Here is a 13,246-nt window from a genome sequence, read left to right as displayed (position 1 = left end):
TCTACGTCTCTCGCTGATGGCCGGCCTCGTCGGGCGCAGCGGCCGCCCACGCCGGCCGGTACCGCCCGGCGAGCACGTCGTCGACGAGCAGCGCGAGAATGCCGGACGGCGTGAGATCAGGCCGCATCGCCGTCAGCCTCTCCATCTCCGAGGGTGTGAGGCGGATCTTGACCTGCTGATCCCGCCTTTCCCGCGTCGGCAGCGGCGGCAGGTTCTCGGCGACAGGACGCTGTCGCGGCATGCCTCAACTCCTCGAACTGTCAGAACGGCTAGGTGACGAGTCGAGGTTGCCACATCCCACACCGCCTATCACCAATCACCAACTCACGAGTCCGACGGGACCGCGAATAGGTACCTCTTCTAGGTACCATCGGGTCAAGTGCGCGGTAGCTTCACGCACGAGACCAGGGCGGCAGCCCATCCCTCATGGAAGGAACAGGACGCACGTGAGCGCCTCGGACCCGATCAAGAAGGTCACCCTTCGCAGCGGCAAGACCCGCTACCGGTTCGTCCTCGACGTCGGGCGCAAGCCGGACGGACGTCGCGACCAACGCACCTACACGTTCGACACCAGGAAGGAGGCCAAGGCGGAGTACGCCCGGATCAAGCACGAGACCGACCGCGGCACGTACGTCAAGCCCGGCAGGATCACCGTCGATGAGTTCCTCGACGAGTGGCTGGCGTCCGCCACTCGCGATGTCGAGAAGGCCACCACCGCGAACTACCGCGACGCGCTCCTGCCTGTCCGCGCCCGCCTCGGCATCAAGGCGCTCCAGGACCTCACCGAGGCCGACATCGAGGCGCTGATCGACTGGATGCTCACGGAGGGACGGCGCCGGGGCGGCAAGCCGGGAACGGGGTTGGGCGTCCGGTCAGTCCGCCTGACCCTCGGCCGACTCCGGACCGCGTTGAACGTCGCGGTTCGCCGTCAGCTCGTGGTGCGGAACGTCGCGGCATTCGTGACCATCCCCCGGGCAGCGGCGAAGGCCGCCGCTGAGGAGAAGGCGAGGCACAAGCCCTGGACCCAGGACGAGGTGAAGGCGTTCCTGGCCGGCATCGCCGGCGAGCGTCTGCATGCTCCCTGCCTGCTGTCGCTCATGGGTCTGCGGCCCGCTGAGGTGTGCGGGCTGCGGTGGTCCGATGTCGACTTCGAGGCCGGGACGATCGCCGCCGGCGACAACACCCGGACGCTCGTTGACGGCGAGGTCGAGGAAAAGGAGGCCAAGTCCGCGGCCGGCAAGCGCGGGCTACCGATGCCGGCCACGGTCGCGAAGGCGCTGAAGGACTTCCAGACCCTGCAGAAGAAGGAACGACTGCAGACGGGCGAGGCATACGTCGACAGCGGCTACGTCCTGGTCGACGAGCTCGGCCGCCCCCAACGCACCGACTGGCTGCGCCGCCGGGTCTACAAGCTGATGGAGAAGGTCGGCGTGCGGAAGGTCCGGCCCTACGATGCCCGCCACGCCTGCCTGACCTACCTCGCCGGCGCCGGGGTGCCCGACGTCGTGCTGGCGGCCTGGGCCGGTCACGCGGACGGCGGCACGCTGGCCAAGCGGGTCTACGTCCACCCGGACAACAGCCACCTCAAGGTCGCCGCCGAGCACCTGGAATCGGGCCTGTTCGGGTGACTCCCGTGACACGAAATTCAGCAGTACGCGCGTACGTGATGAATTGTGAGACGAAACAGCAAGAAGGCCTCGACCCACCAAAGTGAATCAAGGCCCTGACCTGCTCTTTTGCTGTCGGGACGGCCGGATTCGAACCGACGACCCCTTGACCCCCAGTCAAGTGCGCTACCAAGCTGCGCCACGTCCCGATGCCCCCGCCAGGTCTCCCCCGCGGCAGCCGGTACAGCTTAGCGCAGGATCTTCGCACCGCGCGCAGAGGCCCCTCCCGCGCCGCGCGCCACACCCCCTAGAGCATCCTAGGAGGGTGTGGCGCGGCAAAACGGCGGCGCCCGAAGCGTCAGCCGTGGGCCTTGCCCCGGCCTCCGGGGCCGAGCTTCTTGCGCGGGCGTACCGAGATCTCGATCGGGCTGCCCTCGAAGCCGAACTCCTCGCGGAGCTTGCGCTCGACGAAGCGCTGGTAGCCGGCGTCCAGCGGGCCGGTGGTGAACAGCACGAAGCGCGGCGGCGCCGCCCCGGCCTGGGTGGCGAACAGGATGCGCGGCGCGCGTCCGCCGCGTACCGGGTGCGGGGTGGCCTGGACCAGCGCGGTGAGCCACTGGTTGAGCTGCGCGGTGGGGATGCGCGTCTCCCAGCTCGCCAGCGCCTTGCGCAGCGCGGGCGCGAGCTTGTCGACCGCGCGGCCGGTCTTCGCGGACAGGTTCAGCCGGATCGCCCAGGGGATGCGCCGCAGCTCCCGGTCGATCTCCTTGTCCAGGTAGTAGCGGCGGTCGCCGTCGACCAGGTCCCACTTGTTGAACGCGATGACCAGCGCCCGCCCGGACTCGACGACCATGGTGAGGATCCGCTGGTCCTGCTCGCTGATCACCTCGCTGGAGTCGAGCAGCACCACGGCGACCTCGGCCGCCTCGATCGCCGAGGCGGTACGCAGGCTGGCGTAGTACTCGGTGCCGCTGGCCTTGCCGACCCGCTTGCGCAGGCCGGCGGTGTCGACCAGCTGCCAGGTCTCGCCGCCGATCTCGACCAGGCTGTCGACCGGGTCGACTGTGGTGCCGGCGACCGAGTCGACCACCGCGCGCTCCTCGCCGGAGAAGCGGTTGAGCAGGCTGGACTTGCCGACGTTGGGGCGGCCCACCAGCGCCACCCGGCGGGGGCCGCGCGGCCGGTCCTCCACGATCTTCGGCGCCTCGGGCAGCGCGTCCATGATCGCGTCGAGCAGGTCGCCGGAGCCCCGGCCGTGCAGTGCCGAGATCGGGAACGGCTCACCGAGGCCGAGCGACCACAGCGAGGTCGCCTCCATCTCGATGGTGGCGTTGTCGGCCTTGTTCGCGATGAGGATCACCGGCTTGGCGCTGCGGCGCAGCATCTTCACCGCTGCCTCGTCCACGTCGGTCGCGCCGACCATGGCGTCCACCACGAACAGCACCACGTCGGCGGTCGCCACAGCGGTCTCGGCCTGCGCGGCGATGGCCGCGGCCCGGTCCTTGGCGTCGGGCTCCCAGCCGCCGGTGTCCACCACCGTGAACGCCCGGCCGTTCCACTGCGCGTCGTAGGGCACCCGGTCCCGGGTCACGCCGGGGATGTCCTCCACGACCGCCTGCCGGCGGCCGATGATGCGGTTGACCAGCGTGGACTTGCCGACGTTCGGACGGCCGACCACTGCCACCACGGGCTGCGGGCCGGTCGGCTCACCGGAGTCGGCCTCCGGCTCGCGCAGCTCCACCCAGCTACCGAAATCATTGTCACTCACGCCACACCCCGCTCGGTGAGCATGTCGCGCAGACGTGCCACTACCTCGTCGATGCCCAGCTCGGTGGTGTCCAGCACCACCGCGTCGGGGGCCTGCTGCAACGGGTTGACCGTGCGGGTCGAGTCGAGCCGGTCCCGGCGGGCCAGGTCGGCGGCGGTCGCCGCGACGTCGGCGGCGTCCTCGGCGCTGCGGCGCTTCGCGCGCGCCGCCTCGGAGGCGGTCAGGTACACCTTCAGGTCCGCGTCCGGCGCGACCACCGAGCCGATGTCCCGGCCTTCGACCACGATCCGGCCCGCGTCGGCGATCACCCGCCGCTGCCGGTCCACCAGCAGCTCGCGTACGGCGGCGACGGCGGCGACCGCGGACACCGCCTGAGTCACCTCGGCGCCGCGGATGGCTGTGGACACGTCGGTGCCGTCGACTGTCACGGCGTACCCCTGGGGGTCGGTGCCGATGCGGAGGTCGGCCTCGGCGGCGACCTTCGCCACCGACTCGGTGTCGGTGAGTTCCACCCCGGAGCGCAGGACCGCCCAGGTCAGCGCCCGGTACATGGCGCCGGTGTCGAGGTAGCGGGCGCCCAGGCCCGTGGCCAGTCGCCGCGACACGGTGGACTTCCCCGAACCGGACGGCCCGTCCACAGCGACCACGCATCGCCCGGCCGGTACGTTTTCCTCCACCGTTGTCCTCCTCAGCCCGTACCTCGCGGGTCGCCCGATTCCCGGGCGCCGTTGAGCGGATGGTTCTGTCGTCAATCATGCCCGCGCCGCGCGGGCGTCCCGCCGGGCCGGCGTGTGCCGGCCCGCGGACCGCGTCGAAGCCTACCGGGAGCGGTACCCCGATCGGCGGGTCAGTCACCCACCGCCTTGAACAGGGCGGCGACCTCCGCGTTCGTCAGCCGCCGCAGCCGCCCGGTGCGCAGGTCGCCGAGCTTGATCGGACCGATCGAGGTACGGATCAGACGGGACACCGGGTGTCCCACCTCGGCCATCAGGCGCCGGACGATGTGCTTGCGCCCCTCGTGCAGGGTCAGCTCCACCTGGGCGGTTTTACCAAGCGTGTCGACCACCTTGAACCCGTGGACCTTCACCGGCCCGTCCTCCAGCTCGACGCCGGCGGTGAGCCGCTTGCTCAGGTTGCGCGGGATCGGCCCGGCGACCTCGGCGAGGTAGGTCTTGAGCACCTCGTACGACGGGTGCATGAGCTTGTGGGCGAGGGTGCCGTCGTTCGTGAGCAGGAGCAGGCCCTCGCTGTCGGCGTCGAGCCGCCCGACGTGGTAGACCCGCTGCTCCAGCCGCGCGCCGATGAAGTCGGCGAGCTCGGTGCGGCCCTTCTCGTCAGCCATGGTGGTGACCACCCCGCGCGGCTTGTTCATCGCCACGTAGACCAGGCGGACGTCGGCCTGGAGCCGCTCCCCGTCGACGACGATCACGTCGCGGGCCGGGTCGGCCTTGTCGCCGAGCTGCGCCACCCGCCCGTTCACTGTCACCCGGCGCCGGAAGATCAGGTCTTCACAGGCGCGCCGGGAACCCACCCCCGCGGCGGCGAGCACCTTCTGCAGGCGCTCGGCGCCCTCGTACACGGGGGCGTCGGGCTTCGGGGCACGGTCATCGCGTCGCATCGGCAAGCTCTTCTACGTCGTCGGGAAGGAACGGGGCGAGCGGCGGCAGGTCGTCCACCGAGTTCAGCCCCAGCTTCTCCAGGAACATGGTGGTGGTCCGGTAGAGGTAGGCGCCGCTGTCCGCTTCGGTGCCGCACTCCTCGACCAGGCCGCGACCCACCAGGGTACGGAGGACCCCGTCGCAGTTGACACCCCGGATGGCCGAGATGCGGGAACGGGTCACCGGCTGGCGGTAGGCGACCACGGCCAGGGTCTCCAGCGCGGCCTGGGTCAGCCGCACGGACTGCCCGTCCAGCACGAACCGTTCCACGTACGTCGCGTATTCCGGGCGGGTGTAGAGACGCCAGCCACCCGCCGCCCGGCGCAGGTCGAACCCGTGCCCGGCCGCGGTGTACCCGGCGGCGATCTCGTCGAGCATCGCGCCGACCCGCTCCGGGGCCTGTTCGAGGACCTCGGCCAGGGTCAGCTCGCTGACCGGCTGGTCCACCACGAGCAGGATCGCCTCCAGGGCGCCGCGCAGCTCCGCGTCGTCCAGGACGGGTGCGGGCGGCGGTTCCGGCACGGCTCGCCGCCGTCCCCGCTTCGGGGGTACGCCCTCAGCACCCGCTCCCCCGCCCTCCTGCCGCGCCGCGTCCCGCCCGGCGTCGTCGCCGAGGGCGGCCACTGGCCGATCGCCGACCGCAGGCGACGGGCGATCGTCGTCGGACCCCTCAGCGCCCGCCGCACCGCCCCCGGACCCGGTCGCCGTCCCGCCCGCCCCGCTCGCCCCGCCCGCCCCGCCCGCCCCGCCCGCCCCGCTCGCCCCGCTCGCCCCGCTCGCCCCCGAGATCTTGGTACGGTCCCGCCCCTCAGAGGGCGCCCCCGTACCAAGATCCGGCACGGCCGGGACCGCAGCGGCGATCTTGGAAGGAATCGGCCCCTCTGAGGGCCCCTCGCTTCCAAGATCTGTGGACGGCTTCGATGCGGTGTCCGTGATGTCGGGTTTCGAGGGGTGGGTGTCGGCCGGGACGGTGTCGTCCGGGGCGGGCTTGGGCGGGGTGGGGCGCTCCCACGGGGGCACCCAGGCGGCGGCCTGGTCGGCCAGGGAGTCGCGGCGTTCCTGGTCGCTCATCCGTTCACTCCTGCGTCGGTGCGGGTTCGTCCGCCGCCTCGGTGGGCACGGCGGGCTCGGATGCCGTAGGCGCTGCGACGCCGCCCGGCACGGCGGCATCGCCAGTCACGGCAGCATCGCCAGTCACGACGGCGCCGGCCGGAGCATCGTCGGCCGGAGCAGCAGCGTCGTCGGCCGGCGCGGCGGGGACGGACGTGGTCGTGGGCTCGGGGGTGCCGGCGTACTCGTCGACTGTCAGCTCGGCGTCACCGTCGGCCGGGCCGGTCCAGCGGACCGTCAGCTCCTCCAGCGCCTGCTCCTGCACGAACGCCACCAGGCCCTGCCGGTACAGCTCCAGCAGCGCCAGGAACCGGGCCACCACTTCGAGCGTCATCTCGCAGTCGGCGCAGAGCAGCGAGAACGTGGCGACCCCGGCTCGGCGCAGCCGGTCGGCGATGATGCCGGCGTGTTCCCGGACGCTGACCCGGACCATGTGCACGTGCGCGATGGACACCTCGGGCACCGGTTTCGGGCTCATCGCCTTGACCGCCAGCTTGCGCAGCCGCTCCGGGCCGATGCCGAGCACCAGGTCGGGCAGCGCCTCGGCGTACCGCGGTTCGAGGGTGACCGCCCGCGGGTAGCGCCGGCCGCCGACCGCCTCCAGCTCGGCGATGTGCGCGGCGGCCTCCTTGTACGCCTTGTACTGCAACAGCCGGGCGAACAACAGGTCCCGCGCCTCCAGCAGCGCCAGGTCCTCCTCGTCCTCGACCTCGGCCGAGGGCAGCAGCCGGGCCGCCTTCAGGTCCAGCAGGGTGGCGGCGACGAGCAGGAACTCGCTTGTCTCGTCCAGGTCCCACTGGTCGCCCATGGCGCGCAGGTACGCGATGAACTCGTCGGTGACCTTGTGCAGGGCGACCTCGGTGACGTCCAGCTTGTGCTTGCTGATCAGCTGGAGCAGCAGGTCGAACGGGCCGGTGAAGTTGTCCAGCCGGACAGTGAAGCCACTGGTCTCCGGGCTGTCGGGCACCACACCGTCGACCTCGGCGGCCAGCTCCGCGGCGACGGCGGCGTCACCGGGGCCGTGCGGCGGGTCGAGGGGCGGTGCGGTCACCGGGAAACCGTAGACGACGCGGCGGGCAGCCGGCGTACGCCCTACCGGTCCGCCTGGGCGGCGATGACCTCCCGGGCCAGCTGCCGGTAGTTGCGCGCGCCGGAGGAGGCCGGGTCGAGGGTGGTGATCGGGGCGCCGGCCACCGTGGACTCGGGGAACTTCACCGTCTTGGTGATGACGGTCTGGTAGACCTTGTCGCCGAACGCCTCGACCACCCGCTGCAGCACCTGCCGGCAGTGGGTGGTGCGGCTGTCGTACATGGTGGCGAGGATGCCTTCGAGTTCCAGGTCGAAGTTGAGCCGCTCGCGCACCTTGTCGATGGTGTCCAGCAGCAGCGCCACACCGCGCAGGCTGAAGAACTCGCACTCCAGCGGGATGAGCACGCCGTGCGCGACGGTGAGCGCGTTGATCGCCAGCAGGCCCAGCGAGGGCTGGCAGTCGATCAGGATGAAGTCGTACTCCTTGCGGATGGTGCGCAGCACCCGCGCCAGGGCCATCTCCCGGGCGACCTCGTTCACCAGCTGGATCTCGGCGGCGGAGAGGTCGATGTTGGCGGGCAGCAGGTGCAGGCCGGCCACGTCGGTCTTGATCAGGACGTCCTCGGCGGTGACGTCGTCCTGCATCAGCAGGTTGTAGACCGACAGGTCCAGGTTGTGCGGGTTGACGCCCAGCCCGACGGAGAGGGCGCCCTGCGGGTCGAAGTCGACGAGGAGCACCTTGCGGCCGTACTCGGCCAGGGCCGCGCCCAGGTTGATGGTCGTCGTGGTCTTGCCGACGCCGCCCTTCTGGTTGGCCATCGCGATGATCCGCGCCGGGCCGTGCCGGTCGGTCGGCATGGGTTCGGGGATCGGCTTGCGCATGGTGTACGCGGCCGGGTCGGCGGGGCCGAGATCGGCACCGAGCGTCGCCTGCTGCTCACGGAGCTCCGACGTCCAGGTCTCGGCACGGTCACCGTTGCCTGCCATGTCCTCGTTGCCCCCTCCCGACGACCACCCGGCGTCGGAGCCGTCCGACGTCCCTCGCGGCGCCGCTGCGCACCCCCGGTCCGTCGTACCTGGAGGCCCGCGCCGATGCCGACTGTACGCCACCGGCCAGCAGCGCGTTCGGTAGCGGGTCGGCGTGTCGGCCGCCCGTCAGCCAGGGCCGGTCGCGTCGGCGCTCAGCGGGCGCGCGGATGCGCTGTCGCGTACACCTCGCGCAGCCGCTCCACGGTCACCAGCGTGTAGACCTGGGTGGTGGTCACCGAGGCGTGGCCGAGCAGTTCCTGCACCACGCGCACGTCGGCGCCGCCGTCGAGCAGGTGGGTGGCGTACGAGTGGCGCAGCGTGTGCGGGGAGACCGCGTCGCGCCCGTCGACGGGCAGGCCGGCGCGGGTGGCAGCGGAGCGCAGCACCGCCCAGGCGCCCTGCCGGGTGAGCGGGCCACCACGGGCGTTGACGAAGACCGCGTGGGTGCCACGCCCGGCGGCGAGCAGCGCCGGGCGGCCCCGGACCAGCCAGGCGCGCAGCGCGTCGGCCGCGTACCCGCCGACCGGGACCAGCCGGGTCCGGCCGCCCTTGCCGCGCAGCAGCACGGTGCCGGCGTCCAGGTCGAGGTCGTCGACCGCCGCGCCGACCGCCTCGGAGATGCGCGCGCCGGTGCCGTACAGGAATTCCAGCAGTGCCCGGTCGCGCAGCGCGCGGGCGGCGGCGTCGCCGGTGGCGCCGGGCAGGCCGGCGGCCTCCAGCAGCCGCAGGACCGCGTCGACCGGCAGCGCCCGGGGCAGCCGGCGCGGCGGTGCGGGCGGCCGGACGTCGCGGCTGGGGTCGGCGCCGGCGAGTCCCTCGCGCAGCGCGAAGCGGTGCAGGCCGCGTACCGCGCTGGCGGCGCGGGCGGCGGACGAGACGGCGAGCGGCGGGTGGTCGTCGTCGCCCGCGCGCAGCCGGGCCAGGTGGGCCTCGACCTGCGCGGGCCCGGCGGCGGCCAGGTCGGTCACCCCGGCCGCGGCCAGGGTGGCCAGGTAGCGGTCCAGATCCCGGCGGTACGAGGCGAGCGTGTTCGCGGACAGCCCGCGTTCGACGGTGAGGTGGTCCAGGTAGGCCCGGACCGCACGGCGCAGGGCCGGCGCGGGTTCCGCGCCGGCCCCGCGCACCGCGGCGTCGGTCAGCTCAGCACCTCGTCCAGCGGCAGCACGTCCATGCCGTGCGCCTCGGCGACCGGCCCGTAGACGACCTTGCCGGCGTGGGTGTTCAGGCCCAGCGCCAGCGCCGGGTCGTTGCGCAGCGCCTGCTGCCAGCCCTGGTTGGCCAGTTCGAGGGCGTACGGCAGGGTGACGTTCGTCAGCGCGTAGGTGCTGGTGTTCGGCACCGCGCCCGGCATGTTCGCCACGCAGTAGAAGATCGAGTCGTGGACCTTGTAGACCGGGTCGGCGTGCGTGGTCGGGCGCGAGTCCTCGAAGCAGCCGCCCTGGTCGATGGCGATGTCGACGAGCACACTGCCCGGCTTCATCCGGGAGACCAGCTCGTTGGAGATGAGCTTCGGGGCCTTCGCGCCGGGCACCAGCACCGCGCCGATGACCAGGTCCGCGTCGAGCACGGCCCGTTCGATCTCGTACGCGTTGGAGGCGACGGTCTGCAGGTGGCCCCGGTAGATGGCGTCGGCCTGGCGCAGCCGGGCCACGTTCTTGTCCAGCAGCAGCACCTCGGACTGCAGGCCGAGCGCGATGGCGGCGGCGTTCAGGCCGGACACGCCCGCGCCGATGACCACGGTCTTCGCCGCGTACACGCCGGAGACGCCGCCGGGCAGCACGCCCCGCCCGCCGCCGGTGCGCATCATGTAGAAGGCGCCCACCTGCGGGGCGAGCCGGCCGGCCACCTCGGACATCGGGGCCAGCAGCGGCAGCGACCGGTCGGGCAGCTCGACCGTCTCGTACGCGATGCCGGTGACCTTGCGGTCGACCAGCGCGTCCGTGCACTCGCGGGACGCGGCCAGGTGCAGGTAGGTGAACAGCACCTGCCCCTCGCGCATCCGGTGGTACTCCTCGGCGATCGGCTCCTTGACCTTGAGCACCAGCTCGGCGGTGTCCCACACCTCGTCGGCGGTGGCCAGGATCTTCGCGCCGGCGGCGGCGAACTCGTCGTCGGTGATGCTGGAACCGACGCCCGCGCCTGCCTCCACGAAGACCTCGTGGCCGTGGCGGGTGAACTCGTTGACGCCCGCGGGTGTGATCGCCACCCGGTACTCGTGGTTCTTGACCTCGCGGGGGATTCCGACCTTCACGATGCAGACACCTTCCTCCGGGGCGGTTCACCCCCGACTGCGCGGCGCCGCGCCGGCTCCGTTGCCGGCGCGGTCTGCCGGTCCCGCCGGCGGCAGTCTAGGCCCGTGGAAGGTCCACCGGCCGCGACACTGTGACATCCGGTGGCCGCTGGTCCTGACGGTCTGTCAGGCAACCCCTCGGGCCGCCCGGTGGAGACGTCACCCGCCGACGGGACAGAGTTCGATGTCATCTTCGCACCGGCGCCGCGGCGACGCCGGACGGACGTGAACTACCGCGAAGGGCCGCCCGGCGCGGTACGCCGGGCCGCCCCAAGCGAAGTCCCCCCTCAGCGCGGCAGCGGCGCCTCCGGGCGGCGCAGCTCGGTGAAGCCGGTCTCGCGGGCGCGGGCGGCGGCGAGCAGTCCGGCCACGCAGGAGGCGTTGGTGATCTCGCCGGCCAGGACCATCCGCACCGCCTCGTCCAGGTCCACGCGCACCACCTGGAGGTCGGCCTCCTCGTCGTGGCGGTGGTGCCGCTGCTCGGCCGGCACGTCGGCCAGGTCGCGGGCCAGGAAGACCCGGACCACCTCGTCGGTGAAGCCGGGCGAGCTGTGCAGGTCGACGAGCACGTCGACGCGCCCCGCGGTGAGGTCCGCCTCCTCGCCCAGCTCCCGCAGCGCGGCGGCGGCCAGGTCCTCGCCGCCGACGTCCATCAGACCGGCGGGCAGCTCCCACAGGTGCCGGCCGACCGGGTGCCGGTACTGGCGGATCAGCACCACCTGACCGGCGTCGTCGAGCGCCACCACGGCGACCGCGCCGACGTGCCGCACGTAGTCGCGGGTCGCGCTGCCGCCGCCGGGCATGGTGACGTCGTCGCTGACCACGGAGAAGATCCGGCCGGACCAGATCTCCCGGCGGCCGGTCACCTCATAGCGGTGCTCGACGCCGCTCACTTCCCGGACGCCTTCGCGCCGCCGCCGCGGCCGGTCTTCTTCGACGCGCCGTCCAGGTCCACCGGCAGCTGGTCGGCCTGCGAGTACGCCACGGCGGCGCCGACGAACGCGGCGAACAGCGGATGCGGCCGGGTGGGGCGGCTCTTCAGCTCCGGGTGCGCCTGGGTGGCCACGAAGAACGGGTGCAGGGTGCGGTCCAGCTCGACGAACTCGACCAGCCGCCCGTCCGGCGAGGTGCCGGAGATGTTCAGGCCGGCCTTCGCGAGCTGGTCGCGGTAGGCGTTGTTCACCTCGTACCGGTGCCGGTGCCGCTCGCTGACCTCGGTGCTGCCGTACGCCTCGGCGACGATCGAGCCCTCGGCCAGCTTCGCCGGGTACGCCCCGAGCCGCATGGTGCCGCCCAGGTCGCCGCGCCCGGCGACGATGTCCTCCTGGTCGGCCATGGTGGCGATGACCGGGTGCACTGCCTCCTCGTCGAACTCCAGCGAGTTCGCCCCGTCGAGGTTGGCCAGGTGCCGGGCCACCTCGATGGTCATGCACTGCAGGCCGAGGCAGAGGCCGAGCAGCGGGACGCCGTTCTCCCGCGCGTACCGGGCGGTGCCGACCTTGCCCTCGATGCCGCGCACGCCGAAGCCGCCGGGGATCACGATGCCGTCGACGCCGGACAGCGCGGCGGCGGCACCGGCCGGGGTCACGCAGTCGTCGCTGGGCACCCACTTGAGCTGCACCCGGGCGCGGTGGCCGAACCCGGCCGCCCGGATCGCCTCGCTCACCGACAGGTACGCGTCGGGCAGGTCGACGTACTTGCCGACCAGCGCCACGGTGATCGTGTGCCGGGGCTGGTGCACCCGCTCCAGCAGGTCGTCCCAGCGGGTCCAGTCGACGTCGCGGAACGACAGGCCGAGCCGGCGCACCACGTACGCGTCGAGGCCCTCGCGGTGCAGCACCTTGGGGATGTCGTAGATGCTCGGCGCGTCCGGCGCGGCGGTGACCGCCTCCCGGTCGACGTCGCAGTACAGCGACAGCTTCTCCTTGACCTTCTCCGGGATCTCCCGGTCGCAGCGCAGCACCAGCGCGTCGGGCTGGATGCCGATGCTGCGCAGCTGCGCCACCGAGTGCTGGGTCGGCTTGGTCTTCAGCTCGCCCGACGGCGCCAGGTACGGCACCAGCGACACGTGCAGGTAGAAGCAGTTGTCCCGGCCCAGGTCGTGGCGGATCTGCCGGATCGACTCCAGGAACGGCAGCGACTCGATGTCGCCGACGGTGCCGCCGACCTCGGTGATCACCACGTCGGGCACCTGGCTGTCGGCGTCCGGGTCGGCCATGCCGCGGATGCGGGCCTTGATCTCGTTGGTGATGTGCGGGATGACCTGCACCGTGTCGCCGAGGTATTCCCCGCGCCGCTCCTTGGCGATCACCGCCGAGTAGATCTGGCCGGTGGTGACGTTCGCCTTGCCGGAGAGGTCCCGGTCGAGGAACCGCTCGTAGTGGCCGACGTCGAGGTCGGTCTCGGCGCCGTCCTCGGTGACGAAGACCTCGCCGTGCTGGAACGGGTTCATCGTGCCGGGGTCGACGTTCAGGTACGGGTCGAGCTTCTGCATCACCACGCGCAGTCCGCGCGCGGTCAGCAGACTGCCGAGGCTGGAGGCGGTGAGGCCCTTACCCAGCGAGGAGGCGACGCCCCCGGTGACGAAAATGTGCCTGGTCGTCCGTGCTGTAGGGGCCAACGCCTGCTCCCGTGTCGTCCGTAGCGGTCGTGCGAACCGCCGTGCCGATCAGCAGAGTGATCACGCGATCCACGGGATTCCACGGTAACACCATCCGGACCGTGAGCCGGCGTCGCACCCGCTGTCGGCGCACGT

General features: G+C 72.3%; 11 protein-coding genes, 1 tRNA gene and 1 pseudogene. 1 reads left to right on the top strand and 12 read right to left on the bottom strand.

Annotated elements, in window-relative coordinates; all coding sequences use genetic code 11:
• Position 1 precedes the first annotated feature (1 nt).
• Entirely contained in the window at positions 2 to 241 is a 240-nt protein-coding gene (locus tag AB0D28_RS21670; protein ID WP_357388326.1) for a hypothetical protein, read from the bottom strand.
• 205 nt (positions 242 to 446) lie between these two features.
• Here AB0D28_RS21670 and AB0D28_RS21665 point away from each other — a divergent pair, with 205 nt between their 5' ends.
• The gene (locus AB0D28_RS21665) at positions 447 to 1,628 is read left to right on the top strand and encodes a tyrosine-type recombinase/integrase (protein ID WP_357388324.1); all 1,182 of its coding nucleotides are present in this window, start codon (positions 447 to 449) and stop codon (positions 1,626 to 1,628) included.
• Between the two features lie 114 nt (positions 1,629 to 1,742).
• Here the strand turns inward: AB0D28_RS21665 and AB0D28_RS21660 are convergent.
• The 11 genes and pseudogenes from AB0D28_RS21660 to AB0D28_RS21610 form a co-directional block, all read right to left on the bottom strand.
• Positions 1,743 to 1,816 (bottom strand) — tRNA-Pro (locus tag AB0D28_RS21660).
• A 149-nt stretch (positions 1,817 to 1,965) separates the two neighbouring features.
• Positions 1,966 to 3,348, bottom strand: coding sequence for a ribosome biogenesis GTPase Der (der, locus tag AB0D28_RS21655; protein ID WP_357388406.1), 1,383 nt, complete (start codon positions 3,346 to 3,348; stop codon positions 1,966 to 1,968).
• Positions 3,349 to 3,371: 23 nt separating this feature from the next.
• Positions 3,372 to 4,052: a (d)CMP kinase gene (gene cmk / locus AB0D28_RS21650; protein WP_357388322.1), complete on the bottom strand. Its 681-nt coding sequence runs from the start codon at positions 4,050 to 4,052 to the stop codon at positions 3,372 to 3,374.
• Between the two features lie 170 nt (positions 4,053 to 4,222).
• Positions 4,223 to 4,993 carry a pseudouridine synthase gene (locus AB0D28_RS21645; RefSeq protein ID WP_357388320.1) on the bottom strand — a complete coding sequence of 257 codons (771 nt, stop codon included), beginning with the start codon at positions 4,991 to 4,993 and terminating at the stop codon, positions 4,223 to 4,225.
• Positions 4,980 to 5,579 (bottom strand): annotated as a pseudogene (gene scpB, locus AB0D28_RS21640) (SMC-Scp complex subunit ScpB); the annotation flags it as partial. The gene AB0D28_RS21645 and the pseudogene scpB, both read right to left, overlap by 14 nt.
• 529 nt (positions 5,580 to 6,108) lie before the next feature.
• Complete coding sequence (locus AB0D28_RS21635; protein WP_357388318.1) at positions 6,109 to 7,194, bottom strand: ScpA family protein; 1,086 nt, start codon at positions 7,192 to 7,194, stop codon at positions 6,109 to 6,111.
• A gap of 41 nt (positions 7,195 to 7,235) precedes the next feature.
• Positions 7,236 to 8,159: an AAA family ATPase gene (locus tag AB0D28_RS21630; RefSeq protein WP_013285595.1), complete on the bottom strand. Its 924-nt coding sequence runs from the start codon at positions 8,157 to 8,159 to the stop codon at positions 7,236 to 7,238.
• 194 nt (positions 8,160 to 8,353) lie between these two features.
• The gene (locus tag AB0D28_RS21625) at positions 8,354 to 9,325 is read right to left on the bottom strand and encodes a tyrosine recombinase (RefSeq protein ID WP_357388316.1); all 972 of its coding nucleotides are present in this window, start codon (positions 9,323 to 9,325) and stop codon (positions 8,354 to 8,356) included.
• 11 nt (positions 9,326 to 9,336) lie between these two features.
• On the bottom strand, positions 9,337 to 10,452 hold the full coding sequence (ald, locus tag AB0D28_RS21620; protein WP_174537683.1) for an alanine dehydrogenase: 1,116 nt from the start codon (positions 10,450 to 10,452) through the stop codon (positions 9,337 to 9,339).
• 326 nt (positions 10,453 to 10,778) lie between these two features.
• Positions 10,779 to 11,384, bottom strand: a complete 606-nt coding sequence (locus AB0D28_RS21615) for an NUDIX hydrolase (protein ID WP_357388314.1) — start codon at positions 11,382 to 11,384, stop codon at positions 10,779 to 10,781.
• Positions 11,381 to 13,111, bottom strand: a complete 1,731-nt coding sequence (locus AB0D28_RS21610) for a CTP synthase (protein WP_357388312.1) — start codon at positions 13,109 to 13,111, stop codon at positions 11,381 to 11,383. The genes AB0D28_RS21615 and AB0D28_RS21610 overlap by 4 nt, the downstream gene beginning before the upstream one ends.
• Positions 13,112 to 13,246: the final 135 nt, after the last annotated feature.

The organism is Micromonospora sp. NPDC048169 (genome assembly GCF_040652815.1).
GTDB lineage: Bacteria > Actinomycetota > Actinomycetes > Mycobacteriales > Micromonosporaceae > Micromonospora.
Note: the sequence above shows the minus strand (reverse complement) of the source record. Positions and strands in the feature narration are given on the sequence as shown.

What these genes read in the sequence shown, in the direction of transcription:
- AB0D28_RS21670 (WP_357388326.1), bottom strand. Translation starts at nt 241, where the DNA reads ATGCCGCGACAGCGTCCTGTCGCCGAGAACCTGCCGCCGCTGCCGACG.
- AB0D28_RS21645 (WP_357388320.1), bottom strand. Translation starts at nt 4,993, where the DNA reads ATGCGACGCGATGACCGTGCCCCGAAGCCCGACGCCCCCGTGTACGAG.
- AB0D28_RS21630 (WP_013285595.1), bottom strand. Translation starts at nt 8,159, where the DNA reads ATGGCAGGCAACGGTGACCGTGCCGAGACCTGGACGTCGGAGCTCCGT.